This window comes from Glutamicibacter uratoxydans (genome assembly GCF_006539925.1).
Classification (GTDB): domain Bacteria; phylum Actinomycetota; class Actinomycetes; order Actinomycetales; family Micrococcaceae; genus Glutamicibacter; species Glutamicibacter uratoxydans.
Window position 1 is genome coordinate 1 of the sequence record NZ_BJNY01000023.1, and the last position, 23,262, is coordinate 23,262.

Annotated in this window: 24 protein-coding genes and 1 riboswitch; of the genes, 11 read left to right on the top strand and 13 right to left on the bottom strand. The window is 56.3% G+C overall.

Annotated elements, in window-relative coordinates:
- Positions 1 to 317 precede the first annotated feature (317 nt).
- The 6 genes from AUR04nite_RS15770 to AUR04nite_RS15790 form a co-directional block, all read right to left on the bottom strand.
- Complete coding sequence (locus AUR04nite_RS15770) at positions 318 to 1,283, bottom strand: T3SS effector HopA1 family protein (RefSeq protein ID WP_141366901.1); 966 nt, start codon at positions 1,281 to 1,283, stop codon at positions 318 to 320.
- Positions 1,237 to 2,385: a class V lanthionine synthetase subunit LxmK gene (lxmK, locus tag AUR04nite_RS15775; protein ID WP_141366903.1), complete on the bottom strand. Its 1,149-nt coding sequence runs from the start codon at positions 2,383 to 2,385 to the stop codon at positions 1,237 to 1,239. Before lxmK ends, AUR04nite_RS15770 begins: the two co-directional genes overlap by 47 nt.
- 67 nt (positions 2,386 to 2,452) lie before the next feature.
- A complete protein-coding gene (locus AUR04nite_RS18465) occupies positions 2,453 to 2,581 on the bottom strand; it encodes a hypothetical protein (RefSeq protein ID WP_281285136.1) in 129 nt (42 codons plus the stop codon).
- Between the two features lie 45 nt (positions 2,582 to 2,626).
- Positions 2,627 to 3,532 (bottom strand): ABC transporter permease, encoded by a 906-nt coding sequence (locus tag AUR04nite_RS15780; RefSeq protein WP_141366905.1) that lies wholly within the window; start codon positions 3,530 to 3,532, stop codon positions 2,627 to 2,629.
- Positions 3,533 to 3,534: 2 nt separating this feature from the next.
- Positions 3,535 to 4,566 carry an ABC transporter ATP-binding protein gene (locus AUR04nite_RS15785; protein ID WP_246055563.1) on the bottom strand — a complete coding sequence of 344 codons (1,032 nt, stop codon included), beginning with the start codon at positions 4,564 to 4,566 and terminating at the stop codon, positions 3,535 to 3,537.
- A 709-nt stretch (positions 4,567 to 5,275) separates the two neighbouring features.
- A complete protein-coding gene (locus AUR04nite_RS15790; RefSeq protein WP_141366907.1) occupies positions 5,276 to 5,623 on the bottom strand; it encodes a zinc ribbon domain-containing protein YjdM in 348 nt (115 codons plus the stop codon).
- A gap of 174 nt (positions 5,624 to 5,797) precedes the next feature.
- On the opposite strand from AUR04nite_RS15790, the gene AUR04nite_RS15795 reads away from it, so the two are divergent.
- From AUR04nite_RS15795 to AUR04nite_RS15830, 8 genes are all read left to right on the top strand, one after another.
- Complete coding sequence (locus AUR04nite_RS15795) at positions 5,798 to 6,988, top strand: siderophore-interacting protein (protein WP_141366909.1); 1,191 nt, start codon at positions 5,798 to 5,800, stop codon at positions 6,986 to 6,988.
- Positions 6,989 to 7,025: 37 nt separating this feature from the next.
- Positions 7,026 to 8,792, top strand: coding sequence for an alpha/beta fold hydrolase (locus AUR04nite_RS15800; RefSeq protein WP_141366911.1), 1,767 nt, complete (start codon positions 7,026 to 7,028; stop codon positions 8,790 to 8,792).
- Positions 8,793 to 8,796: 4 nt separating this feature from the next.
- Positions 8,797 to 10,179, top strand: a complete 1,383-nt coding sequence (locus AUR04nite_RS15805) for a helix-turn-helix domain-containing protein (RefSeq protein WP_141366913.1) — start codon at positions 8,797 to 8,799, stop codon at positions 10,177 to 10,179.
- 173 nt (positions 10,180 to 10,352) lie between these two features.
- Positions 10,353 to 11,372, top strand: coding sequence for a Fe2+-enterobactin ABC transporter substrate-binding protein (gene fepB / locus AUR04nite_RS15810; protein WP_141366915.1), 1,020 nt, complete (start codon positions 10,353 to 10,355; stop codon positions 11,370 to 11,372).
- 2 nt (positions 11,373 to 11,374) lie between these two features.
- Positions 11,375 to 12,397 carry a FecCD family ABC transporter permease gene (locus tag AUR04nite_RS15815; RefSeq protein WP_141366917.1) on the top strand — a complete coding sequence of 341 codons (1,023 nt, stop codon included), beginning with the start codon at positions 11,375 to 11,377 and terminating at the stop codon, positions 12,395 to 12,397.
- The gene (locus AUR04nite_RS15820; RefSeq protein WP_141366919.1) at positions 12,394 to 13,401 is read left to right on the top strand and encodes a FecCD family ABC transporter permease; all 1,008 of its coding nucleotides are present in this window, start codon (positions 12,394 to 12,396) and stop codon (positions 13,399 to 13,401) included. The genes AUR04nite_RS15815 and AUR04nite_RS15820 overlap by 4 nt, the downstream gene beginning before the upstream one ends.
- Positions 13,402 to 13,437: 36 nt before the next feature.
- Entirely contained in the window at positions 13,438 to 14,292 is an 855-nt protein-coding gene (locus AUR04nite_RS15825; protein WP_141366921.1) for a siderophore-interacting protein, read from the top strand.
- Positions 14,273 to 15,568, top strand: a complete 1,296-nt coding sequence (locus AUR04nite_RS15830) for an esterase family protein (RefSeq protein ID WP_141366923.1) — start codon at positions 14,273 to 14,275, stop codon at positions 15,566 to 15,568. Before AUR04nite_RS15825 ends, AUR04nite_RS15830 begins: the two co-directional genes overlap by 20 nt.
- 76 nt (positions 15,569 to 15,644) lie before the next feature.
- Here the strand turns inward: AUR04nite_RS15830 and AUR04nite_RS15835 are convergent, their stop codons facing one another.
- The 4 genes from AUR04nite_RS15835 to AUR04nite_RS15850 all read right to left on the bottom strand — a co-directional run bounded on the left by AUR04nite_RS15835 (position 15,645) and on the right by AUR04nite_RS15850 (position 19,271).
- Entirely contained in the window at positions 15,645 to 16,994 is a 1,350-nt protein-coding gene (locus AUR04nite_RS15835; RefSeq protein WP_141366925.1) for an LLM class flavin-dependent oxidoreductase, read from the bottom strand.
- Complete coding sequence (locus AUR04nite_RS15840) at positions 16,991 to 17,794, bottom strand: 3-oxoacyl-ACP reductase (protein WP_141366927.1); 804 nt, start codon at positions 17,792 to 17,794, stop codon at positions 16,991 to 16,993. The genes AUR04nite_RS15835 and AUR04nite_RS15840 overlap by 4 nt, the downstream gene beginning before the upstream one ends.
- 61 nt (positions 17,795 to 17,855) lie before the next feature.
- Positions 17,856 to 17,949: riboswitch (TPP riboswitch) on the bottom strand.
- A gap of 63 nt (positions 17,950 to 18,012) precedes the next feature.
- Positions 18,013 to 18,621, bottom strand: a complete 609-nt coding sequence (locus tag AUR04nite_RS15845) for a hypothetical protein (RefSeq protein WP_141366930.1) — start codon at positions 18,619 to 18,621, stop codon at positions 18,013 to 18,015.
- Positions 18,621 to 19,271: a hypothetical protein gene (locus tag AUR04nite_RS15850; RefSeq protein ID WP_141366932.1), complete on the bottom strand. Its 651-nt coding sequence runs from the start codon at positions 19,269 to 19,271 to the stop codon at positions 18,621 to 18,623. Before AUR04nite_RS15850 ends, AUR04nite_RS15845 begins: the two co-directional genes overlap by 1 nt.
- 240 nt (positions 19,272 to 19,511) lie before the next feature.
- On the opposite strand from AUR04nite_RS15850, the gene AUR04nite_RS15855 reads away from it, so the two are divergent.
- A complete protein-coding gene (locus tag AUR04nite_RS15855) occupies positions 19,512 to 20,213 on the top strand; it encodes an HNH endonuclease family protein (RefSeq protein ID WP_141366934.1) in 702 nt (233 codons plus the stop codon).
- Between the two features lie 168 nt (positions 20,214 to 20,381).
- Positions 20,382 to 20,591, top strand: coding sequence for a hypothetical protein (locus tag AUR04nite_RS15860; protein ID WP_141366936.1), 210 nt, complete (start codon positions 20,382 to 20,384; stop codon positions 20,589 to 20,591).
- Between the two features lie 204 nt (positions 20,592 to 20,795).
- On the opposite strand, the gene AUR04nite_RS15865 is transcribed toward AUR04nite_RS15860, so the two are convergent.
- Positions 20,796 to 21,293 (bottom strand): hypothetical protein, encoded by a 498-nt coding sequence (locus AUR04nite_RS15865; protein WP_174787895.1) that lies wholly within the window; start codon positions 21,291 to 21,293, stop codon positions 20,796 to 20,798.
- 51 nt (positions 21,294 to 21,344) lie between these two features.
- On the bottom strand, positions 21,345 to 21,767 hold the full coding sequence (locus AUR04nite_RS15870) for a hypothetical protein (protein WP_141366938.1): 423 nt from the start codon (positions 21,765 to 21,767) through the stop codon (positions 21,345 to 21,347).
- Positions 21,768 to 21,941: 174 nt separating this feature from the next.
- Between AUR04nite_RS15870 and AUR04nite_RS15875 the strand changes: the two genes are divergently transcribed.
- Positions 21,942 to 22,487: a MarR family winged helix-turn-helix transcriptional regulator gene (locus tag AUR04nite_RS15875; protein ID WP_141366940.1), complete on the top strand. Its 546-nt coding sequence runs from the start codon at positions 21,942 to 21,944 to the stop codon at positions 22,485 to 22,487.
- Positions 22,488 to 22,512: 25 nt separating this feature from the next.
- Here AUR04nite_RS15875 and AUR04nite_RS17980 read toward each other — a convergent pair whose 3' ends face one another.
- Positions 22,513 to 22,686, bottom strand: a complete 174-nt coding sequence (locus AUR04nite_RS17980; protein ID WP_170184248.1) for a hypothetical protein — start codon at positions 22,684 to 22,686, stop codon at positions 22,513 to 22,515.
- Positions 22,687 to 23,262: the final 576 nt, after the last annotated feature.

Here is a 23,262-nt window from a genome sequence, read left to right on the forward strand (position 1 = left end):
AGCCAGCTCGGTCAGTGCGGTGGAATTATTCATGGAGTTCTCCCTATGTGAGATGGATGGTGATACTGAAGATTGCTGTTAGTTGGAGCTTCAAGCAGCTCGCAGTAACAGAGGGTGAATTTACCCAAGCGAAAAACATTGATTGCGTATATCAATGAGATTCAACTTGAATAGCTGGATGCCAAAAGAAATTTGACAAGTTTTTCGCGAATTGATGTTCCCATTTGTCGGCACTTCGTTTATTCGCATTTTCGCCACTATGGTTTCTTCCGGTGGCCGGAAGTTCTAGGTATACGTGAAACTCTCAAAAAATGGGTTCACACATAGTTTTCGGAAGGGTGCTCACTGTTGATACAGGCCAGTGCGGCTTGGTTGGCCCAAGCTTCCTTGATCGATATTCGCTGATCGTGAGCATCAATAAGAGAGTCAGTTAGTATTCGAGAGCGATGTTGGCCAAAACTTAATCGGGCATATTCTGTACGCCGATCGGCAGGTTCCATAGCTATCGCTATTCCTGGACCGATCGTCCTGCTAAAAATGGAGGTTGGGCAGCTGACCGTCGCATTTCCCCAGAACATGCTTTGAAGCTCTTGTTCGACTCTTGGTCTGTCCATGTTTGGCACGTAAACGACTATGGAATCGCTTCTGGGATATGCAGCAGACGAAGAGAGGACTTTGATATGGAAACCTGATGCGTGGGTTTCAAGCATGTCCTGAAGGTGGCCCCAGCGAGACAGAGCCTGTTCCGCTGAGTCAGATGCTATGTAGAAACGAGTGGCGTTGCGACTGTCTTGAACACCTTTACCACCGATGGCGAGTAAGTATCCTGGCGTAGTTCGCGCCCTCCAACTTGGCATTCGTACGGTTGCTAATCCGTCCGAGCTTTGTACGGCGACATCATCCCAAGGAACCAGTACTTTCACCCCGCCCAATTGCACAGTGGCGTGGACCTGGCCGTTCACTGTTTTCGAACTGCCATTAATTGATTTGTCGACTCGCTGCCAAATTGTTGGCTGCCGAATCTCGTCGATAAAATTCTGCGCGTAATCCTGATATCCCGTTGTTGGCTCATCAGCCAAGTGTGGGTTCTGCACATGATATTGCAGGTAAATTTCGTGAGCGATCTGAGATCTCAGTTCACTGCGGCTGCCGGCTGACAAATGTTTATCGCCAATACGGGCTTGGATCGTCCGCAAGTTCAGTTTGGCGGTATTCGCAAAGTTTTCTAGGTGGCTTTCAAACGGTGATGCCACGAGACGATGTTGAGTTGTCAATAGACTCATTTGTATTTTCCCCCAAGCCAAGTGCTGCTTGATATGCATCGGGCGTAATCAATGCCCTGCGACCGATGCTTAGTGCAGCTCGTTCAATTCCCGATAGCTTCGAAACCATGCCAGCACGGGCGATGGTCCTTTCCACTAGGTGCCATCCAAGCCGTGCTGTGGCACGCAGCCCTAGATTAGGATCGGATGCTTCTCTGTTGTTCTTATAGGTTTTCCAAAAATTTCCAATGTGGACAGTTGCCTCGTTCATGCGAGCTGCAATGAGAGTTGTTGCGCTCTGTTCATTAAATTTCTCTGGAGGCCTCTGCCCATCACCTCGCGAGGTGACCGTGTCGAGGATCGATCGGTATAACCACTCACCGGCCATCATTCCGACGTCCCTGGCGGCGTCCCCTCGACCGAAATCTTCCCAGTCCAAGAGCATGAGCTGCTCGTCGTTCAAATAGAACTGGTCAAGTCGAAGATCTCCGTGTATTGCCGCCGTGAGATTCTGCTTCTCGTCAGAAAGTAGATCTTCTGCCGCACAGATCAGTTCTTCGTCTTGCTGAAGCTGCGACCACAAATCCAATTCCGCCAGTGTCAAGTCGACATAACGGTTTTTGGGAATGCCGTGACGCAGCATCTGGACTATTCCGAAAACTGGCTTAGTTTCGGGCAGATGGTCACTTGGCAGATTATGCAGTTCCGCTACAACCTTCGCAGCCATACTCGCGAAGTTCTGAGGAAGCATTTCATCGACCAAGAGATGAGCCACCGATGTTCCTGCGCAATATTCGAAAGCAATTGCTTTGAGATTGTTGTCGCTGGCCAATACTCGTGGAGTCGTTTGATGGCTGCCTTGCACCTGGGTAATAGTTGATTCGTGCATCAATGATCGTTCAAAAGCATCTGCCGCAGAGGCTCCACTGACAAACCTTTTGACAAAGACTTTTGTGTGGTCTGCAAGGGTCATCACCCAGGTATCGTTTCTCCCTGCAAAAGCAGCAGGAGAAATTTCAATACTTTGCGGATATCCACTGTCCTTTAGCAGGGAGTTGACCTGCTCGGCGGCTTCAAAGGTGGATGGAGCCGTTGAAGCTGGATGCTGGGCAGTGATTGCCATAATGTCCTCTTTCGTGCTGCGGATACCCGGGAGCCTGCATGCTCCACAAGTACCGCACACAATTCGTCTAGAGCAGGAAAGTAGTGACTACGTAAGCCGCCGCAATACCCAGAATCAGCATGATTGCACTACGCAAGTACTTCTTAGTTGCAGCAGTCTTGGCTTCCTGGTTTTGGTGGTTCAGTTCGTTGTTCATCGTTCTATTTCCTTACGTCGTTGATCTGTTAGTTCGAAACTGGGGCTAGATATCGTTGGCGGATCGGAGCGAAGCTCGCAGAGAGATCCGCGAACCGGTGCGCAACGCGTTGTTTGTATAGAGCTTGGCGACAATGTTGAACAGCACTGGAATTGCCACCAGGGCAATGGCTGCAGCTGTGGCCATCTGCCACATCTCAACGCTTTCTAGGCCGAAACGAATTGGCATGAGGTAGGAGGAGAAGAGCGGCACAAACGAAAGAACCTTCAGCCAAGTGCTTTCCAAGTGTGTCGGCGCCATGTACAAAGAAACAACGAGCAAAACCATCTGAAGCACTGAAAGCGGCATCACTGCGCTGGCTAGGTCTTCTTGCCTTGCAACTGTTGCGGCTAGTGCTGTGTTCAATAGTGCGAAGACGGAATAGCCCAACAGGTACCAGACGATGAACCAAATGAGGGCCGGTCCAGGCTCAACCTGAAGGAAGGAGAAACCATCTTTAATGGCGAATCCTGCAACTGCAGCTCCGCCGATAAGCAGCAGTTGCGCCAGGCTCACGAGACCGATGCCGATGATTTTTCCGGCCAGCAACGGGCGTATACCGATTTTGGTCAGCAGGATCTCTACAATTCGCGAGGACTTCTCTTCAACAACGCCCGTTGTCAGCGACTGTGCGGAGTAGACCAGTGAAGCCAACAGTGCGCAGATCATGGCCGTTGCAAAAATCAGTTTGGGGTTCAGGTTCGCCGGCTCAGATCCCTGCATGCTGTTGCCAAGAAGCGTGGCGCCAAACCCTGCAGCTACTCCGACGCCGATAGCCAGCAACAGTGTGGTGATAAGGATCGTCCGGTTAGTGACACGCGTCAAAATTTCTCTTCGAATCACCAATAGCATTTCGCGTAGCGGCTGCCCCGACTGGGTGTTCAGCGAATCTTTCGATAGTGCGTTGCTCATGATCAGACTCCAGCCGTTTCGAGATTTTCAGCCGTTTCGCGGGCTTTCCCGCGACCAGCAGAGATGTACTTTTCGTTTAGCAGCTCTTCCAGCGAACGCTGCACAGGTTCAATCCCCCGCAAGGACCCAAGTCGCCATGCCGCGGCAAGAACGTTGGGTGGAATATCGCCGTCCCCGTGGTCGAGGCTGACAAGTACTTCGCGTCGATTCTCCTGATTCAGCTGAACCGAAACACCTTCGACAAGTTCGGCCTCAGCAGCAAAAGACTCTGCACTTCGTGAGAAACAGAAGTTCCAACGGGACTGGTTTTCGCGTTTCAATTCAGAGATGGATCCGCTGGCAACCACATGACCTTTATCAAGAATGCACACTCTGTCGCACAGCTTCTCTACAAGATCCAGCTGGTGGGATGAGAACAGCACGCCTACACCTTGCGCAGCTTGTTCTTGCAGAAGGGAACCCATTGTTGCTACAGCAGTTGGGTCCAAACCAGAGAACGGTTCATCGAGCACCAGCAGGTTTGGATTGCCTACGAGAGCAACTGCCAGCTGTACTCGTTGCTGATTGCCGAGGGACAGATCCTGGACGAGTGTCTTCTCGCGGCCCTGCAGCCCAAGTGAGGCGATGAGGTCATCTGCAATGCCACGAGCTGCCTTGGTGCTATTTCCCTCGAGCAATGCAAAGTGGATGATTTGTTCACGAATCGGCATCTGTGGGTAAAGGCCGCGCTCTTCGGGCATGTAGCCGATCTTCCTGCGGTCGGCGCTGGTGATCGGACGTCCGTCCCAGGTGATTTCACCGGTGTCAGCGGCCAGCAGACCCAAGATTAAACGCATGGTTGTGGTCTTTCCTGCACCGTTGCCGCCAATGAAACCGACGATCTCTCCAGGCTGGACGCCAAGATCCATACTGTGCAGGACCGTGTGGTTTCCGAAGCTTCGGCTTACACCGTTGAGCTGCAGCCCATTCATTGTGACCTCTTCGTGTTGTTCTTCCTTGTTAATAAAGACTTTATTGAGCTGTGGGGAATCCATACCTGTACTTACGTACATATTCGGGCTGTCTAAAAGTTCAAGAGTTGAATGGTCACATCGAGCAGTTTTTGTAATCCTCCAGCGATTTCTCCTGCATTTGGATTCTGTACAGTCAGAGTTCCGGCGTGTGGATCTTTGAAGCTGGACCTATTTCAGCGCGCAGCAATAGCTTGGCTTTACATTGGTGAATTTAGCAACGATCCGTTCCCGCAGTAATAAGCAAGCGACCTGCGCGATGCAAGATTCAACTCATGACGTAGTCGCTCATCTACGCTGTAGGACAAAGAGGTTGTCTGTGAATGCCTCTAGATGCCTAGTGGTTCGACGATCGGGCCTGTGTTCAAAGAAGTCATGTACGCCCAGCTTTCCCGGAAAAGCCACACTTGAGTCATGATTCGGGTGCTTCGACCGGGCGACTATGGAAACGACGGCAGGGTTCAGCCGAGCTGCTGGAGTTCTCGATGGACAGTGAACTGATCACGAAATATGATTACCCGTTCTCTGGCAGGGTAACGTACTTGAGCTTGCGGCAGGCGAAGTTCGAAAACTCGCCTAGCGTGGGGCAAGCGTTATCGGTGTCCTGATAGAGAACTGTCACCGATGTGTCGAGACATCACATCGTTAAAACAAAGTTGCGGTAGCGAGCTTCAAAGAACGAAGCTGGCCACCGCAAATTCACTGTTCATGCCAAAGAAGGTCTCTACGATGCCTAGATCTTCTTCACGATCGAAGACTTGAGTTCCATTTGCCCAAATCCATCGACTTTGGCGGCGATGTCATGGTCGCCGTTATCCGGCACCAAGCGGATATTGCGGACCTTGGTGCCTGCCTTCAGCGCGCTCTGCGCACCCTTGACCTTCATGGTCTTGGTGATGCTGACGGTATCGCCGTCCTGCAGCACATTGCCCACTGCGTCCTTGATGACAAGCTCAGCAGCCGGCGATTCCTCGGCTTCGGCATTCCACTCATGACCGCATTCGGGGCAGACCAGAAGCGCATCCATCTCATAGGTGTATTCGCTGGAGCATTTAGGGCACGGTGGCAAGGTATCAGACATGCGAGTATTTTAGCCCGAGCAGACCGCGAACCTATCATGCAATCGGTAGTCGAAAAGAGGCCGAAAGCTCTTCGTAAGACGAATGTCATGGGCGCCCATTTCTCTTGTGCGTGCGGGGTCGATAACGCATACTCAGGCTAGAAGCACAGCGTGCGTTATTCACCAGGGGGAATCATGTCCAAGCATCACAAGTACCGCAGGTATGAGTCTTCCTATATGGCCGCCCCCCGGGACGGAATTGCACTGGAAGTGTTGGCCCACGCAGAAAAAGCTGGAGCCAAGGCAGGCTACGCGACCGCCAAGGAACACCTCTATCGCAACATCGGCGTGGGGGCAGCTCTGGGACAGGCTGAAATTGACGAGCTGCTCGCCGCCGCCGAACGCGCAGGAGCCGCTGCGGCCCTTGCTTCGGCACGCAAGGTACTCGCCAAGACGCTTCGCACCTCTTTCAGCCCTGCTCCGATGCAGGCACCTGCCGAGGCCCAACCCGCCCCGCTACCCATGACCCAACCGGTAGAGCCGGCTCCCTATGCGCAAACCTATGAGGAGCCACTGGCCAGATACAACCCGCCCATCGGCTATGTCCCCATGCCCAAGGTCAAAACCGATCAGCATGTCCTGACGGTGACCCGTGTACAGCGCCTGAGCGAACAGATGGTACGCGTCGTTGCTTCGGCACCGAACCTCGGCGGCTACCGTTCCAATGGGGCGCTAGATGAGTACGTGAAGGTATTTGTCGCCGATCCAGCGCTGGGTCTGACACCTCCCTACGACCTGCGCACGTTGCGCCAGCACCTGCCGCGCGAGCTCATGCCACGCTCCAAGTCCTACACGATTCGTTGGGTTGATACGTTGACCGACGAGTTGGCCATCGACTTTGTCGTCCATGGGGAACCTGGAACGGTAGGCCATTGGGCTGGAACCGTTGAACCCGGGGCTGCGCTGGTGATCTCTCCGGCGCGCAGCAAGTCCTCATTCAAGCTCATTGCCGACAATTACATTTTGGCGGCGGACGAGGCAGGGATTCCTGCCATCAGCAAGATCCTAGAGGCACTGCCCGAGCAGGCGCAGGGAATTGCCCTGCTGGAAATCGCGGATCAGCAGTCAATGTTTGACGTGAAACATCCGGAAAACGTTGATTTACGCTGGGTCACCAGGGACGGCGTCCCTGCAGGCCGCAGCAATGTCCTACTCTCAGCCTTCCAGGAACTGCAACTACCGGCGATGAACACCACCGTGGTTGCCCATGCCGAACGTTCGACGATCAAGGCCATTGGGCATGTCTGCGACCAATGGAGGATCCATAAGGGTCAACGACACATCTCCTCCTACTGGACCCTGCGCGAAGACCGATTGCTACGCTAGATAGGCACCTGACCTCAAACTGCGCCGAAAGCAAACCATGCCGACATCGGAAAAAACCATTCAAATCCTCCGTCCTCTCGTCGGGCTCTCGCTAATTGTTCTGGGCGTGCTGCTGATAATCAACTCCGCCGTTGCCAGTACATTGATCGTCGTGCTTCTGAGTGCGGGGCTCGTCCTAGCCGGGCTGCTGCGCATGTTGGAAGCTCAAGACTCAACTGGTCGCAGGCTGCCAGCATTGGTCGCCGGTGGGCTGCTGATCTGCATGGGAATTGCTGCTCCGTTTTGGCGCGGTGTCACGCTGCCGGTCCTAGCGCTCGCGGTTTCGATTGCGCTTCTCGTGGGCGGAGTTTTGAGATTCGTCGATGTGCTCACCGGCGAGCAGCGTCCGGCATTTCGCGGGTTGCTCAGCGCCACGACTGGGATTTTCGGTGCAGTACTTGTACTTTTCTGGCCCAAGCTCTCTCTATGGGTGCTCGGCGTCGCCTTCGGGTCATGGCTTGTTATCAAGGGACTGCATGTCTTAGGTCAGTCGATCGGAGCCTCTCCTCGATTGGCCCGGCGGATGAAACGTCCGGCGAGCGCGACGCTCACGACGTTAACGCTCGTCGGCCTAGTGGCAGTTTTGGGGTTGGGAGCAGCAACGGCCTGGATGCATGGTCAAAGCCAGCGCACAGTCAGCGATGACTTTTACCTGCCTCCTGCGTCGGTTCCAGCCCAGCCCGGACAGCTCATCCGTGTTGAGCCGCTCAATGGAGGGAATTTACCTGACACCGATGCTTGGCGCATTTTATATACGACAACGGATGCGTCGGGAGACCCGTCCGTCGCCTCGGGCATCGTCACGATCCCCAGCAATGCGACCGGTAAGCTTCCCGTCATTTCCTGGGCGAACGGCACTAAGGGGGTAGCTTCCCGATGCGCCGTCTCGGAAAGCCAAACCCCCTATGACGATGGTCCAGGTACGGCACGCACAAAGATGCTCGATTCCGGATGGGCCGTGGTCGCCACCGACTACATCGGTTTAGGAACTGCAGGTCCTCATCCATATCTCGTCCCCAAGAGCGAGGCTCATGCGGTGCTCGACGCCACGCGCGCCGCTGGACAGATAGACGAGTTGAAATCCCACGACGTTTCGCTTGATTCCCGAACTGTCTTGTGGGGCCACTCCCAAGGCGGCCATGCTGCGCTTGCCAGCGCCAAGGAAGCACCTTCCTATGCACCTGAACTGCAAGTGCTCGGCATTGCCGCGATGGCCCCAGCCACTGACCTCAAGCAGTTAGCAGCTTCGGTTGCGAATTCTTCAGCTGGCAAGGTCATCAGCAGCTATATCGCCACGAGTTGGAACCAGCTCTACCCGGAGCTTCAGATTGAACAAAGCCTCAGCGGAGCCTCGGCTTCGGCTTCTGAGCTGATATCCAAGAGTTGCTTCTTCGGAACAGATACTTTGACTGCTATGGCTCAGGCCAGCCAGCTTTTTGAACCAATCTTCAACCCTCAGATGCTCAATGGACCTGTCGGTACGAAACTTGAAGAGAATTCGGCCCCAGTTCCGTCCAACGTGCCATTATTTATTGCTCAAGGGGCTGCGGATTCTCTTGTTCTTCCATCAATGCAGCGCCAATTCTTCAAGAAAATCTGCAGCACCAACGAGCAGGCTGCTTATGCCGAGTACGCGGGTCTTGATCACATGCCTCTGGTCGGTCCCGATTCAACGGTCAATCAAGATGTTGCCACTTTCACCGCCTCGCTCCTTGATTCCAAGGTGAAATACCCTTCCACCGCCGTGCACTGTGCCGGACAGTAGTCAGTTGTCCGTCGAACATCCTCGTTCAGGGGTTGTCAGGGTCGACTGGAAATGCAATCTGACCTACAACATTGTTGTTTACGCCAGCGTCGGAGAAATCAGTATTCATTTCGAAGACGAGGTGGTTCACTTACCAGCGGGGCAGGCATTGTGGATCCCCACACGACTGGCACATATGGTTGAACATGATGAAAAGTCTTTAGGCATTTCAATCTTGATTCCACAACGTGCGGAGCACACACTAGGCGTTGAACGACGGATCATCGCAGTCCCAAATTCACATCGTCAGTGGATGTTCCACCTCATGTTGCTGACGCTATCTCCTCTGCATACCGGACAGGTCGCTACCGACCAGGTGATTCAATTACTGACTCGGTTCGCAGCGGTACCGGCAACTCATTCCAATGCCGGACAACTGAAAATTCCACGCCATTCTGCCGCGCGGCGCACCGCTATTAGCCTGATGTCAGACCCGCACTCATCCCTGCGCTTGGTGGACTTTGCAGCACGGTACGGGGTTTCTGAACGAACAATCGGACGAGCATTTAGTGCTGAATCAGGAATGAGTTTTAGCAAGTTCAGGCAAGCCTGCGGTTCTTTGTCGGCTGCTAGTCCGGCCCTGATGCACCCTGTGCCAGCGTTGAGCACTCGGTGGATGAATTTGCTCAGAAACGACGTAGTCCTTTGGGCCATGCGAGGAAGGGCAGTCATTCATGTCGCGGCTCATGCTGCTCCAAGCATTGCTGAAAGAACTCAGCGTCTGCAGGCGGGACAGCTGATGCTTATACCCTGTGGCCATTCTGTGCGGCTGGAAATAGAGCAGGGCTCATTGCTTTTCCCGCTGCCGTTACCCAGTGGCGCACTCCCTTCCGATGCATTGGGCCTCTTGCCATGTCAGCTTCCTGCATCTCATACCCTTGCCCTTCTGCGCCGTTCCATCGCGCACATCACTGCACTCAGACCGCTGTATTTTGATCCACTAGATACCTTGACCCTGCTAGAAAAAATTCCCAATTACCCTGGCTTGCGTTTCCCGACATCTCCGCTGCTACGACGCATCGCTTCAGCGCTTATGGCAGATTTGCCCGGGAACCTGAGCGCAGATGAGGTCAGCAGAACCCACGGAATTAGCCTGAGACAGCTTCAACGACGCTGGCCGGAAGAAACGGGACTACGGCTTCAGCAGTGGCGTCAAAGGCACAGATTCCAGCACGCCCAATCTCTACTGGCTGCAGGATTCAGCGTAAATTTCACCGCGACTCAACTCGGTTTCTCGGAGAGCAGCAATTTTTCCCGAGCATTCATGAAAATCTACGGATACCGACCTCGGAAGATCCATTTAGATGGCGAGTCGGACATTTATGGATCACTTAACGACATCATTTGATTCAACGACTGACTTCATCTGTCTTCGAAATCCCCGATTTTCTAAGAAAAATCTCCCTTTGGCGCATTTATCACAAGGTAGGTGAGCCTAAACTAACCGCACTAGGCTCAGTCCCTGTCATCTTTAATTCACGGCTGCCATGAGATCAGCAGCCCGACGGGGAGAATTACCAAGTGCGAACTACGCTGTTTAAACTCGCTTCTGCATCCGCCACCGTGGCACTTGCCCTAACGCTCGGGGCCTGCTCCAGCAACGCGCCTCAGTCATCTGCGGACGAGAACAAGCCTGCAGCTGATGCGGGGCAATGGCCGCGCACGGTGACCGATGATCAGGGGCAGCAGGTGGAAATCCCTGCTCAGCCGAAGAAGATCGTCTCAACCACGGTCTCGACTACCGGCACGCTACTGGCCATCGATGCACCCGTCGTTGCCAGCTCAACCGGTGCAGTTGGTCCAGAAACTGATGAGAATGGGTTCTTCAGTCAATGGTCAGACGTTGCCTCCGAGCGCAAGGTCGAACCCATTTACCAGGTTGGCAACTTCAATTTGGAATCGGTCTTGGCTCAAGATCCTGATCTCATCATCGTCTCAACTTCGGGTGCCGACTCGGAACTCGACTATGTAGATCGGCTCAATGACATCGCTCCGACGCTCGTGGTGAATTACGGCGGAAAAGACTGGAAAGAATTAGCGACACAGCTTGGCGAAGCAACCGGATTGGAGGCCAACGCCGAGAATATCGCCGATGAATTCGATCAGAGGTCTAAGGCGGTCAAGGACAAGTTGAACATCCCCGAGGGAACTTCCGCATCGATCGTCTCCTACAACAAGGGCAAGGACTCCCCCGTGGGTAAAACCAGCGGACCGCATTCACGGCTGATTTCGGCCCTTGGATTCGCAGTTGTTGATCCGCCAGCAGAATTCGACACCTCCACCCAGAAGCGCGAAGATTTTGCGTTTACGTCCTATGAGGGTCTCTCGGAGTCGGCCACCGGCGATGCGACATTCCTGATCTCGGCCACCGACAAGACGGCAGACGCCTTCACCGCTGATCCAACGCTTGCCAATATTCCATCGGTGAAAAATAAGAATGTCTTCCCCCTGGCTAATTCCTTCCGGCTGGACTATTACTCCTCCAATGACATTCTCGACTACTTTGAGTCTGACTTTCCGGGCCTGAACTCAGCAAAGTAACCGTGCTGCAAAAAACAACAACGACACGCTTCCAGCCGCGCGTCCTGATCTGGCTGGCGGCGGCCGTTGCAACTACGCTCCTAGTTCTTATTTCCTGCGCCGTCGGCAGCAAGGGCATTGCCCTAGCTGAGTCGTGGCAGGCGATCACCGCATTCGATGAATCGAACAACAACCATCTGTTGGTTCACGAACTGCGTATACCGCGCACTATCTTGGCCTTGGTAGTTGGAGCGGCGCTTGGTTTGGCTGGAGCGTTGATGCAGTCGCAGACACGCAATCCATTGGCCGAGCCAGGGCTGCTGGGCGTCAATGCCGGCGCTGCCTTCGCCGTCTCCATTGCCATCACCTTTGGTGTAGTTCAGCCGTCGGGCTATATGCTCTTTGCCTTTTGCGGCGCGGCAGCGGCAAGCATCATCGTCTATCTCATGGGCGCGGGACAGCGCGCCGGGAACGACGTTGTACGGCTGGTGCTGGCGGGTGCTGGTCTTTCGGTCATGCTCATGGCCGCTACCCAGATTCTGATCATCGGCGGAAGCTCAGATGTTCACGCGAGATTCGCCGCCTGGACTACCGGTTCCCTACAGGGACGAGGCTATGACGTGCTGCCGGTGACCACTGCAGTAGTCGCCGTCGGAGCACTGATCGCCCTGGCGCTGACCCGTTCCTTAGACGCGCTTGCCCTTGGCAATGACAGTGCTCGCGCCCTAGGCATCAATTCGGGAAAAATCTGGTTCGTCTCATCTGCCGCCATCATGCTGCTGGCAGGCGCGGCCACCGCTGCCGCGGGACCGATCAGCTTCATCGGGCTTGCAGCGCCGCACGCCTCACGGCTGATGGTGGGCCCGAGCCATGCCCGCTTTCTTCCGCTGTCTATGATGCTCGGCGCTGCCATCCTGTTGGTGGCAGACGTTCTTGGGCGAGTCGTTTCAGCACCAGCAGAGATCGGAGCAGGAGCCATGAGCGCCCTCATTGGTGCTCCGCTGTTCATCATGCTCGCCCGCAAAAAGCTCAAGGCTGGCCGATGACTACCCCCACTATCAACAGCTCCCTGCGCCGGAGCCTCATTCTTTCGATCATCGCGGCTTTGCTTGCCATAACCTGTGTCGTAGCGCTGGGCACTGGGACAATTTCGTTGAGCCCCCGCGAAGTGCTGGCAGCACTCTTTGGACAGGCAGACGCCAAGGACCTTTTGGTCATCCAGAAAATTCGCGCCCCACGGGTACTCACCGCCCTGGGCGTTGGGGCAGCACTCGGAGCGGCAGGAGCGTGTTTTCAGTCAATTTCGCGCAATCCGCTGGGCAGCCCCGACATCATCGGATTTACCACCGGTGCAGCCACTGGCGCAGTAGCACAGATCGTCTTGTTCAACGCAGGCGTCTGGGCTACCGGGGTGGCGGCGATGATCAGCGGCCTGCTCACCGCAGCCGTTGTTTACCTTCTGTCTTTTTCACGTCGGACGACCGGAGGCCAGCGCTTGGTCATCATCGGCATCGGCGTTGGAGCAATGCTGGGTGCCGTCAACACCCTGCTGCTCTCGAAGGGCGACGCAGATCTAGCGGCTCAAGCAAACCTGTGGCTTTCCGGATCACTCGGCGGGCGCAGCTGGGCCGACGCACTGCTGGTGGGAATCGCAGTGCTGGTGCTCATACCGTTGCTAGTTGCCCATTCGAGAAGTCTGACGCTGCTGGAAATGGGAGATGACACCGCCAGCGCCCTCGGGGTCGGCGCCGAAACAGTTCGGCGGATCGTCATATTCGCCGCAGTCTGCCTCACAGCAGCAGCCACCGCGGCCGCAGGACCCATTGCCTTCGTAGCCCTGGCTTCCGGCCAGATTATCCGTCAACTGATCGGCAATCGATCAGTTCCAATCATTCCGGCGGCGATGACCGGTGCGCTGTTGCTGGTTTCCTGCGATGTTCTCACCCAGCATCTGCCGCTTCAGGCACAGGTGCCCATCGGATTGGCCACCTCGCTGGCAGGTGGACTTTACCTGTTGTGGCTGCTCACCCGGCACCGTGTAAGAACCTAAGCACCCAGTCCCATCAGTAGAAGAGGAACATTCAGCATGCCTGCCAAGGAACTTCGGGTCGCACAGATCCAGGACTTTACGCCGAAAATGCGAAGGGTAGTTTTCGACGGCCCCGGCGTTGCGCAATACGCCGCGCATCCACCCTGCGTCCCCAATATCAAACTGTATTTTCCGAAGCCGGGACAGCTACTGGACCACCCGGGAGTTGATGATCGGGGCAGGTGGGCATTTACCGGAGACCAGCGTTCTCGGGTGCGCACCTATACCGTCCGCTGGCTTGATGAAGCAGCCGGGCGGATGGCCATCGACTTTGTACGCCACGGTGACGAGGGCCTAGCCAGCGCCTGGGTTGAGCGGATCGCACCGGGTTCGATTCTCGGCGCCTTGGGCGGCGGCGGTCGCGTGCTCAAGCCCGGCGGATATGCCCTGCTTTTCGGCGATGAAACCGCCTTGCCCGCCATCAGCGACACCCTTGAACAGATGCCCGAAGTTCAAGAGGGCCAGGTCTTCATCGAGGTTGCTGACCATGAGGAAATCCACGATCTAGAAAAGCCCGACGGAGTGCAGATCACCTGGCTGCTGCGCGCGGGAAAACCTGCCGGGACCACCCACCTGCTGAAAACCGCGATGCAAAATCTGGAACTGCCCACCGACGTTGAACAGGTACAACTCTGGGTATCAGCCGAATCCGAGGTAGTGCGCTTTGCCCGCTCCTGGGCTGCCGGGGTAGGCATCCCCAAGGGCAACCGACTGATCATCGGCTATTGGCATCGCGATCTCGACGAACTGGCCTATGCCAATGACAGCGACCACGACCGGGTCAGCGGAGAAATGCTCTTTGAACGACAGGGACACGAACGCGAGATGAATCATGCACACTCCCACCACTAGAATCCCCAGACCCCAACCGCGCGGCAGCGGCGCCGCCACACCGCGCGTCTACAACCACCTCGCATTAACATCCAGCCGCGAACAGCTTCTTGGCCTTGCCGCCCAGCTTCGGGAGCGAGAGCTGGACTATCCCCTCTTCACCGATGCCGGCGACGGGCAAGTATTCGCCACCTTCCTCTGGGTGGATGCCCCCGTTGTGGAACCCGCCAGCAACGTCGTCCTCTCGGCCAATGCGCTGGTCGATCACGAAGAACTTGAGGCCTGCGAGTTCGAGCGACCGGCTCCCGGCCTGTGGTCAATTACGCTGCGGGTGCCCGCTGACTGGATCGCCTCCTACCGGATTACTGTGCACTATGGCGACGAACCGGCCCCCTGGCGTCGGGAAACCGAGCGGCGGGCCATCCGGCTTGCGGCGGATTCCGGCGGTGTGGATCCGTTGAATCCGTTGATTGGCGCGTCGATGAACGGCGCCCCGGTGTCAATTGTCCGCGGGCCGACCGCCCCACGCAACGATGCCTTGGCCGATGCCACCGCTGATCTTGGCCAGCAGGGGCCATCCATTGGCGGCACCGGCGCAGCTTCGACTCACGATACTGCACAGCACCCGCGCATGACCCGGCATCAACTATGGGACGAAAACTGCCAGCGACCGCGCGACCTCTGGGTCTATCAACCGCCGGCCCCTGCCGAAGATACTCCGCTGGTCTTTGTACACGACGGCGCCACCTGGACGAACTACCTCAATATCCGCAGCACCCTGGACACTGCCATCTCCCGCGGCGCGCTGGCACCGTTGCATGTGGTGTTCATCGACAGCACGACGACCGAGATCCGAGGTGAGGAGCTACCGGTGGCCTCGGGTACCACCCGATCGCTGGCCGAACAGTTCCTGCCCTGGGCCAGGCGTTTCCTCCCGGTCAGCGCCGACCCCGCACAGACCCTGATCACCGGTGCATCCTATGGCGGGCTTGCTTCCGTATTGACGGTCCTAGAGCACCCGAACCTCTTCGGCCTTGCCTTGGCCCAGTCTCCATCTTTGTGGCACACCGACCTGCGCGAACAGTTAACCGAGCTAGATCCGTCGGTACGCGTGCTCATGCAAGCCGGATGCTATGAAACAGAAATCTTCGATTCCTGTCAGCGGGCGCTCCAGCACCTCGCGGGATCCCCGGTCCGTGAACAGATTGAATTTCAAGAGATCTCAGGGGGCCACGACTGGGCATGGTGGAACGTCAAACTCCTTGAAGGTCTCATCGAGTTCTTCCCCGAGTCTTGAGCGTTCCTGCGCATCAAACAGGCTCCCCCGAAAACTACGATGACCTAGCTTTCGGGGAGCCTGATTCAGCGGCCGGCTAGGACCGACTTCCGGCGAGCGCTGCCTCTACCGGCAGAGCTTGCAACGCCGGAAGCCCGAGATTCTCGCGCAGGGTGTCGTGCTCATACTCGGTGCGATAGCGGCCGCGGCGCTGCAGTTCCGGAATGACCAGCTCGATGAAGTCTTCCAGTGCGCCGGGCAGCGACGGCGGCATCAGATTGAAGCCGTCGGCGGCGCCCGAATCCAACCAGCTCTCGATCTGGTCGGCAATCATTTCCGGAGTGCCGATCATGGTGCAGTGCCCTCCGCCGGCGGCCAGCAGGCCGAGCAGTTCGCGCACCGTCGGGTGATGGATTTCAATCAGCCGCAGGATGGTTGCGTAGCGTCCTGCCGGTCCGGTGAACTCTTCTGCTGGAGGCAGCTGCGGCACCGGTGCATCCAGGTCCCAGTTCTTGACATCCTGCTGAACAAACAATGCCAGCTGGTCCAGGGACTGTTCGATGGGCAGCAGATCATTTAGCGCCCGCTGTTTGGCTTTGGCTTCTTCCAGCGTTTTGCCCACAAAGGTGACCAGCCCCGGCATGATGGCGATCCCCTGTGGGTCGCGCCCCGCAGCCTCAACACGCCGGCGGACATCCTGCGCATAGTCTTGAGCCATCTGTTCATCAGCCGCCACTGCGTAGATCGCTTCTGCATGCTTCGCAGCCAGGTTGCGCCCCTGCTCTGAGGCGCCGGCTTGGAACAGGACCGGAGCTCCCTGGGGTCCGGAAGGTAGGTTCAGCGGGCCGCGGACCTTGAAGTGCTCGCCCACGTGGTCGATGGTGCGCAGCTGGTCAGGGTCGGTGAACTGTCCAGACTTGTCCACCTTGACTGCCGCAGCCGGGTAGGTTTCCCACAGCGCCTTGAGCACGGTGATGAATTCTTCCGCCCTGCCATAGCGCTGCGCATGGCTTTCCAGTTGGTCCATGCTGTGGTTCTGCGCTTCGGCATCCCACATGCTGGTGACAATATTTGCGCCGGCCCTGCCTCCGGAAATCCTGTCCAGGCTCGCCAGCAGGCGGGCCGCATGGAACGGGGTATAGAAGCTGGAGGACACCGTACACACTAGGCCAAGGTGCGTGGTGTGCTGGCTCAATGCAGTTAGCAGGGTCAGCGGCTCAAAGAACCAGGTCGGCCCGGCGGCCGCAGCCTGCGGATTGACGGCTTGCCCGTCGGCGAAGAACACCGCGTCGAGCAGCCCGCGCTCGCACAGCTGGGCCAGCTCGATGTAGTAGTCCAGTTCAGACAAGCGTTCGGCGCCGGAGTCCTCGGCCCTCCAGGCTGCCTGGTGGTGGCCGGAACCGTAGAGGAACAGGTTGAAATGCGCCTGCTTCTTCGGCTGGCTCATCCCTTGACCAGGCCGCCGTCGACGATCAGGTTCTGCCCGGTGACGCCGCGGGAGAGCGGGGAGGCGAAGAAGAGCACTGCGTCAGCCAGTTCGGCCGGAGTGGTCACGCGGCGCAGCGGGGAGCCGGCGGCGATCAGGTCGAAGACCTCTTCCGGGGTAGCAGCCGAAGCATCGGTGGTGCGCAGCAGCCCTCCGGAGACCATGTTGACATTGATGCCGTCCTGGCCCAGGTCGTCGGCGAAAGTGCGGGTCACAGACAGCAGGGCCGCCTTGGTGGCAGTGTAGTCGTGGTACGGGACTACCGGGTTCTGGAAGAGGTTCGTTCCGATGTTCACGATGCGCCCGAAGCCTGTCTCGCGCATGCCTGGAAGCACCGCTTGGATAGCGGCCACCGGTGCCAGCACCGACCCGGCGAACTGGGCGGAGAGCTCTTCGGCGGAGATCGAATCGGCCTTGGAACGTGCGTCGCCGTTGAAGGAGAAGTCCACCAGTGCGTTATTCACCAAGGTGGTGATCGGACGCTTGAAGTGGGAGCCGGCTTCTTCGGCCAGGGAAGCCAGTGCTCCGGCGTCGCGGACATCAGCCTGCACGGCAAGCGCCTGCTGCGGGTACTTTGCTGCGAGCTCATTCGCCGCAGTTTCGGAGGACTTGTAGTTGATGACTACCTTGGCACCGGCTTCGAGGAATGCGGTGCTGATGGCTGCGCCCAAACCGCGGGCTCCCCCGGTGACAAGCACGAGTTGGTCTTTGAGCGGCAGCGCGGCGGTTATTGGTGCGGTGGTTTCTGCCTGTGCAGTCATGGTGGTCGAACTCCTTGAGGATGTGTCAAGGCGAACGGGACCCCGGGAAAGATGCGGTGCATCGAGGTATCCAGGACATTCCCTTCGCCAGTACTAACTGGATCAGGTTCGACGGGTTTTATCTCAGCCGCAGTGCGGCACCCCGTGTCACTTATCCCCATTAGTATCACAGCCGACTTGTGCGCACCCAGAAGGTGACTTCACATTGGCTTAGCGAACTACTGGATCAGCTGGTACTCGAAGGTTGCGTGCGTTCCCGGCTGTGGATTCTGTTCAACCACCAAGTTCTCGATGTGCTCAACGTCGAATTCGTAGTCGGAAGACTTCACCGTCGACGCACAGTGTTGCTGTGTTCGCAGCAGTTCTTGGCCGTCTGCGGAAACAACGAGTTCGACCTGCCCTTCACCCTGGCACATGTAGCGCAGCAAATAAGGGCCCGTCAGATCTGCCGTGGGGATAGTTGTGATTTCAGAGCCAAGCGCACCGCCGCGTTCATAGGGAAAACCACCGCTGCCCCATGCGGCCAGGCCGGAATAGCTGCTCTTGTCCCATTCACCCTGCCAGTAGCCGATCCCCTGCTCCGCGGGAGGGTGCCAAACTCCTGTCTGTAGATAGGCCAGCGGCTTCCCATCAAAAATCTTTGCAATTTCTTGGGACCGTGCTTTGGCTTCCGGAGACTGGGGCTCGACATTTTCCGGCCCGGAGATCGGCCCGCCGCTGGTGCTCAGCGCCGATTCAACCTCCCCGAAGTCCAGCTCAGAGACCGGAGTGGTACAGGCGCTGAGCGCCAAGATGGAGAGGCAGACTAGGGGCCGGAGCTTCTTCATTATTCACCTTCCGTCGAGCTGTAAATCCTAAATTCATATGAACCCAAGGTCTTGGAATCAGCCGACACGAAAGTCGAGAGGCTATAGCCTCCACGAGGAATCGAGAATTCTCCATGCCGCACCGAAACAGGGTCGCTGCAGGATATTGGCAGCGCCAAACTGGACTGCGTTGCAAACTCAGCAGGATCATCGCTCAAATGCACTTCAAGAGTTGCTTTGCCAACACCCTCGCAGGCAAAGTACGCCTCGTAGTTTCCCGGTTGGGCTAATCCATCGCTCACTGCCATGGACTGGTCGATTCCTTGCACTTGGTCCAAGTCGTCGACGCCATAGGAGTAGCGGAAGAAACCATCCATAGACATCACCAAGTTGTCGTTATCCGTCAGCGGACCTGCAACGTCGTCAAGCAGTGTGCTGGCACGGTAAGTTTCACCGAAAAGCCCAGAAAATATCGGGATTCCGTCTTGGAAAGTTGAAAATTCTCCGTTTAGTTCACGCTGCTCGGCTTCCCACGCAGAAGCGTTCCCGCCCAGTTCCTCTAGCTGTTGATCGGTTTTAAGCTTGGATACCGGGGTGGTGCACGATGTCAGTGCAATAAGGCCTACGGCCAATAGAGGAAGAAGCTTCTTCACGGAATCTGTCCGTTTCATTTGTCAGACCTGCAGTACTCTGACCTTATTTTGCACACTGAAAATAAACAACCCTTGTCATCGCCCATTTTAGCGACAAATCGATAACGATTTCGGACCCTCCCAATGCTTTTGGCGAGAACATCACAGGCCCACGTCGGCTCGGCACACTGAATCCGTCGGTTCCAGATCCTAGAGTCGAAGAAGCAGGTTGATCGTTAACCTGCCGTTCATGCGCGACCCAAGGAGAATTACGACCGCATGCGTCTATTGCGCCGCACACTTTCAATCGCACTCATTGCCTCCACCCTCGGCCTCACCGCCTGTTCGGCATCCTCGCCACTCGATCTTTCAGGGGCCGGCAAAGCACAGGCTGCCACCAAGTCGGCAGACCAGAAAGCTTCCTACGCTCAAGCTCTAGACCAGTTGGACGATATCCAAATCAAGGGCCGCGCTCCCAAGACGGGCTACAGCCGGGAACAGTTCAGCAACGGCTGGAAAGACACCGATAACAATGGCTGCGACGCGCGCAATGACATCCTTGCCCGAGACTTGGAAGATGTGAAGTTCAAGCCTGCCCGGGTCGAGTGCGTCGTCATTTCGGGAACTTTCAACGACCCGTACACCGGCAAGACCATCCAGTTCCAGCGTGGACAAGGCACCAGCACCGCGGTGCAAATCGACCATGTCGTCGCGCTATCCGACGCTTGGCAGAAGGGCGCCCAGAAGTGGAGTTCCCAAAAGCGTTTGGAGTTTGCGAACGATCCGCTGAATCTTCTGGCATCGGATGGTCCGACGAATGCGTCGAAGTCGGACAAGGACGCAGCCACCTGGCTGCCCCCGAACAAGGATTTCCGCTGCGACTACGTGGCTCGCCAGACTCAGGTGAAGGCGAAGTACAAAGCATGGATGACTCAGGCCGAGCATGACGCGATTGCTAAGACGCTGAGGTCCTGCATCTAAGCCGGACCCGTTCCCCACTCAGTCCTAGGGTGGAGTCGCTCCCAGCAAATTACCACCTAAGAATCATGTCCAACGAACGTAATCTGTGACACCATTGATGTTACTCCAGCCGATAGCGATTATGTTTCGCGGTGTTTTGGCGTAAATCAACGGTGATAGGGATTCACAATGAAGATGCGTTTGCTAGGCGTAGTGATGCTGTTGCTCAGCGTCGGCGTCTTCGTGTTCGCTTTGGACAATACCCAGCGTTCCCTGGCAACCACCTGCTGGGTCACCTCAACCCTATTATTCATCGCGGCGGCAATGCTGTTGCTCAGCGGAATCGTCGGTTCTTCCTCCGCCACCGTTTCAGATTCCCAGCAAAAGCGCCGCCGATAGCAAACACCTCGAACAGTTCTAGATCCGGTGCCCCGTCACGAATCAACGGGGCACCGGGCGTTTAAGTATTTTCCTTCGCCGCTAAGACAGCGCTCGTGAAGCCCGACTGCCAATAGTCAAATCTCCACGAGTTCAATTACCCGCTGCGTAAAGAAGCGGGCCTCAGCGAAACCCCTCACGCCAAGACCCACTTCAAATCTGCAGTTAGACTCGCTCAAACACACAATTCTGAGCATTCACAGCTCGCAAAGTAGGTCCGGAGCGTTCCGGAAGCCGATACCGCCCCTGCGCAAATTGCGATTTCTCCATTGCTTCGCAGGACGGAACGGCGAACGCTACAGCCGTGTGATCCCACTGAGCCACTCGAAATTCCTGGCTCCCTTCAGCCATAACCTCTTTGAAGAAGTCTCCAGAAGTCTTGCGAGCGGGTGATGCTTCCACAACAGTCAGCACTTTCTGGGGCGTCGTTAGATAAAGCATGTGCAGCCGATCTGTCTTCGGATCAACCATGGCGAGAAAAACTGGCCGCCAGTGGACTGAAACCATTGCCATCGCATTGGTCAGCTCTTCCTCGGCATTGGTCATCACAACCGGCATCCCCTTGCGCCAGCCATACGCACTCAGATGCCTCTTCCCCTCGCGCGTGGCGAGAAATTCGGCAACTCGGACTGCTGTTTGAGTTCTTGCGATTCTGCTTGGCATTTGAGGTACTTCCCTTCATGCTCCGTTTATCAAAAGAAACTGCTAATACTTTTAGGCCATTTCCAATTTCGCAACGTGAGGTATCTGCAGTGGATGATCCAGCCAAGCGGTCGATATCGCTGCTTCCTCGACATGCTCTGGCTCGGAGAGCAGATCTTCGTGTCCAGCAACAGCGAACTGCAGGTTCCTGACCTCAAATTGAACCCCCAAACGACGCTCCATTTCAGGGATGACCTGATCACTAGCGAGGTTTACCAGCTCCGCCAGTGAACCTTCAGACCTGGCCGTGCAAGACAGATTTACAACAAGTTGCTTTGGCTCGCCCGTGATAGTGCAAATTGCGGAGTGGCATGATTGGTTATCTTGGCACTGGCCAGCGCCCCAAGCGGCGATCGTCGACATTTTGAGGGCCCAAGCCTTTTTGCTCGGCTTTTCGGGTGATGCTACGGGTACTGCAAACTGCTGCTTTTTCATCTTTCTCTCCGGTGCGTTGTTTGCTTTTGTAGTATGATTCAATCTGTAGCTTAGCTAACTGTTAGCTAGACTACACATATTATTCGAATACACGCAAGCCGAAAATCATGTCACCGCACAGCAAGGCGACATCACATCTGGGAGTTGCCCATAATCGACAGGAGGGAAATAAAGATGACGACCTACGAAGCGAGCGGCTATTGGTACGCTAGGGAAGAATCCGCCCCCGGTTCGATCGAGCTCCTCAATCTCCTGCGGGAATACCGTGATGCTGAGCGAAAAATGCGACTACAAACCCGCGACTCGATGGGCATGGGCGAGAATGACATGGAAGCCCTTCGCTACCTTTTGCGGGCGCATGCCCAAGGTGAGATTCCGCGTCAGCGCGAATTGGCAAAAGAGCTAGGCATTTCAGATGCTTCGACATCAGGCCTGATCGATCGCCTATGCCGCCAAGGCTACGCCGAACGCGTCATCCACCCCGACGACCGGCGTTCTGCTGGCATCATCCCCACCGACTTCAGCAACCAAGAGATACGCGAAAGCCTCGAAGAAATGCACCACCGAATGCATGACGCCATAAGCCAGCTCTCCCCCGCGGATCGCGCTGGCGCCGCAAGATTCCTCCGGCTCTTGATCGACAGCCTCAACGCGACTGTCCAAGCCAGAACACGATGCAGCTCAAGGAAGTCGGACACTTCTAGATCAACGAAGCGGTGAATTGGGCATGCTCGCCAAATAGGCGCTAGCGCGCGTCCGAATCTTCGTCCGACACTTCCACAGCATTTTCGCGCACAATTTCTCGCAGTTCCTCAACTTCCGCGACCCGGCCATGCCAATACTCCGGTTCCAGCCCAAAACCCAAGATAGACTCCTCCTCCAGCTTCTTAAGGCCGTGTCGATGATCCTCAAGAGCCATATCCAGGTCCTGGTACTGGCTGTGGCTTAGGTCAAGGTTTAGCCGCTTTCTCGGCATCGAATCACCTCCTATCTAGACTGGCTAAATATTATACAGGCTAACAACTTTGCTTCCGGGCGCGTCAGCCCACTGTGAATTACCCTCAAATTCGAAGTTTCAATTCAACCGGATCAGGATGGATGCAGCCGATGAGCTCGGCAGGTCTACCGGGAACGTCGCTTCACGTTCAAACAGTTGATCCCAAGGCACCAATTAGCGCGCCTCCGAGCGAAATCACCACGAGGATTACGGCACCAGAGCGCCGCTCCAAATTGCACTGGCATTCGCAACTTCTATTGAAACTAGCGCAGAGCGGCAAGAAGTCACTGCATCTCTAGGTTTTAGGGGTTTGGCTGACACAGGGAGCAAGAACCCTGGCTTCAACGCCTGCACGCCGCACGAAACCCATTGCCCTAAGTCAGGGAAGTGCTGAAAGCGCCTTCACCATGAGCCCGCCAAGGAGTCCTTGTCCACTCATAGAAGCCTATGCGCTGCTGCAACATCTTCACGCGCTGTCCGGTTGACTGATCGAACTTT

Bases quoted from the DNA above. Each gene is read 5' to 3' on its own strand.
- AUR04nite_RS15770 (WP_141366901.1), bottom strand. From the start codon at position 1,283: ATGAGTCTATTGACAACTCAACATCGTCTCGTGGCATCACCGTTTGAA.
- lxmK (WP_141366903.1), bottom strand. From the start codon at position 2,385: ATGGCAATCACTGCCCAGCATCCAGCTTCAACGGCTCCATCCACCTTT.
- AUR04nite_RS18465 (WP_281285136.1), bottom strand. From the start codon at position 2,581: ATGAACAACGAACTGAACCACCAAAACCAGGAAGCCAAGACTGCTGCA.
- AUR04nite_RS15780 (WP_141366905.1), bottom strand. From the start codon at position 3,532: ATGAGCAACGCACTATCGAAAGATTCGCTGAACACCCAGTCGGGGCAG.
- AUR04nite_RS15785 (WP_246055563.1), bottom strand. From the start codon at position 4,566: ATGGATTCCCCACAGCTCAATAAAGTCTTTATTAACAAGGAAGAACAA.
- AUR04nite_RS15790 (WP_141366907.1), bottom strand. From the start codon at position 5,623: ATGTCTGATACCTTGCCACCGTGCCCTAAATGCTCCAGCGAATACACC.
- AUR04nite_RS15795 (WP_141366909.1), top strand. From the start codon at position 5,798: ATGTCCAAGCATCACAAGTACCGCAGGTATGAGTCTTCCTATATGGCC.
- AUR04nite_RS15800 (WP_141366911.1), top strand. From the start codon at position 7,026: ATGCCGACATCGGAAAAAACCATTCAAATCCTCCGTCCTCTCGTCGGG.
- AUR04nite_RS15820 (WP_141366919.1), top strand. From the start codon at position 12,394: ATGACTACCCCCACTATCAACAGCTCCCTGCGCCGGAGCCTCATTCTT.
- AUR04nite_RS15825 (WP_141366921.1), top strand. From the start codon at position 13,438: ATGCCTGCCAAGGAACTTCGGGTCGCACAGATCCAGGACTTTACGCCG.
- AUR04nite_RS15830 (WP_141366923.1), top strand. From the start codon at position 14,273: ATGCACACTCCCACCACTAGAATCCCCAGACCCCAACCGCGCGGCAGC.
- AUR04nite_RS15835 (WP_141366925.1), bottom strand. From the start codon at position 16,994: ATGAGCCAGCCGAAGAAGCAGGCGCATTTCAACCTGTTCCTCTACGGT.
- AUR04nite_RS15840 (WP_141366927.1), bottom strand. From the start codon at position 17,794: ATGACTGCACAGGCAGAAACCACCGCACCAATAACCGCCGCGCTGCCG.
- AUR04nite_RS15845 (WP_141366930.1), bottom strand. From the start codon at position 18,621: ATGAAGAAGCTCCGGCCCCTAGTCTGCCTCTCCATCTTGGCGCTCAGC.
- AUR04nite_RS15850 (WP_141366932.1), bottom strand. From the start codon at position 19,271: ATGAAACGGACAGATTCCGTGAAGAAGCTTCTTCCTCTATTGGCCGTA.
- AUR04nite_RS15855 (WP_141366934.1), top strand. From the start codon at position 19,512: ATGCGTCTATTGCGCCGCACACTTTCAATCGCACTCATTGCCTCCACC.
- AUR04nite_RS15860 (WP_141366936.1), top strand. From the start codon at position 20,382: ATGAAGATGCGTTTGCTAGGCGTAGTGATGCTGTTGCTCAGCGTCGGC.
- AUR04nite_RS15865 (WP_174787895.1), bottom strand. From the start codon at position 21,293: ATGCCAAGCAGAATCGCAAGAACTCAAACAGCAGTCCGAGTTGCCGAA.
- AUR04nite_RS15870 (WP_141366938.1), bottom strand. From the start codon at position 21,767: ATGAAAAAGCAGCAGTTTGCAGTACCCGTAGCATCACCCGAAAAGCCG.
- AUR04nite_RS15875 (WP_141366940.1), top strand. From the start codon at position 21,942: ATGACGACCTACGAAGCGAGCGGCTATTGGTACGCTAGGGAAGAATCC.
- AUR04nite_RS17980 (WP_170184248.1), bottom strand. From the start codon at position 22,686: ATGGCTCTTGAGGATCATCGACACGGCCTTAAGAAGCTGGAGGAGGAG.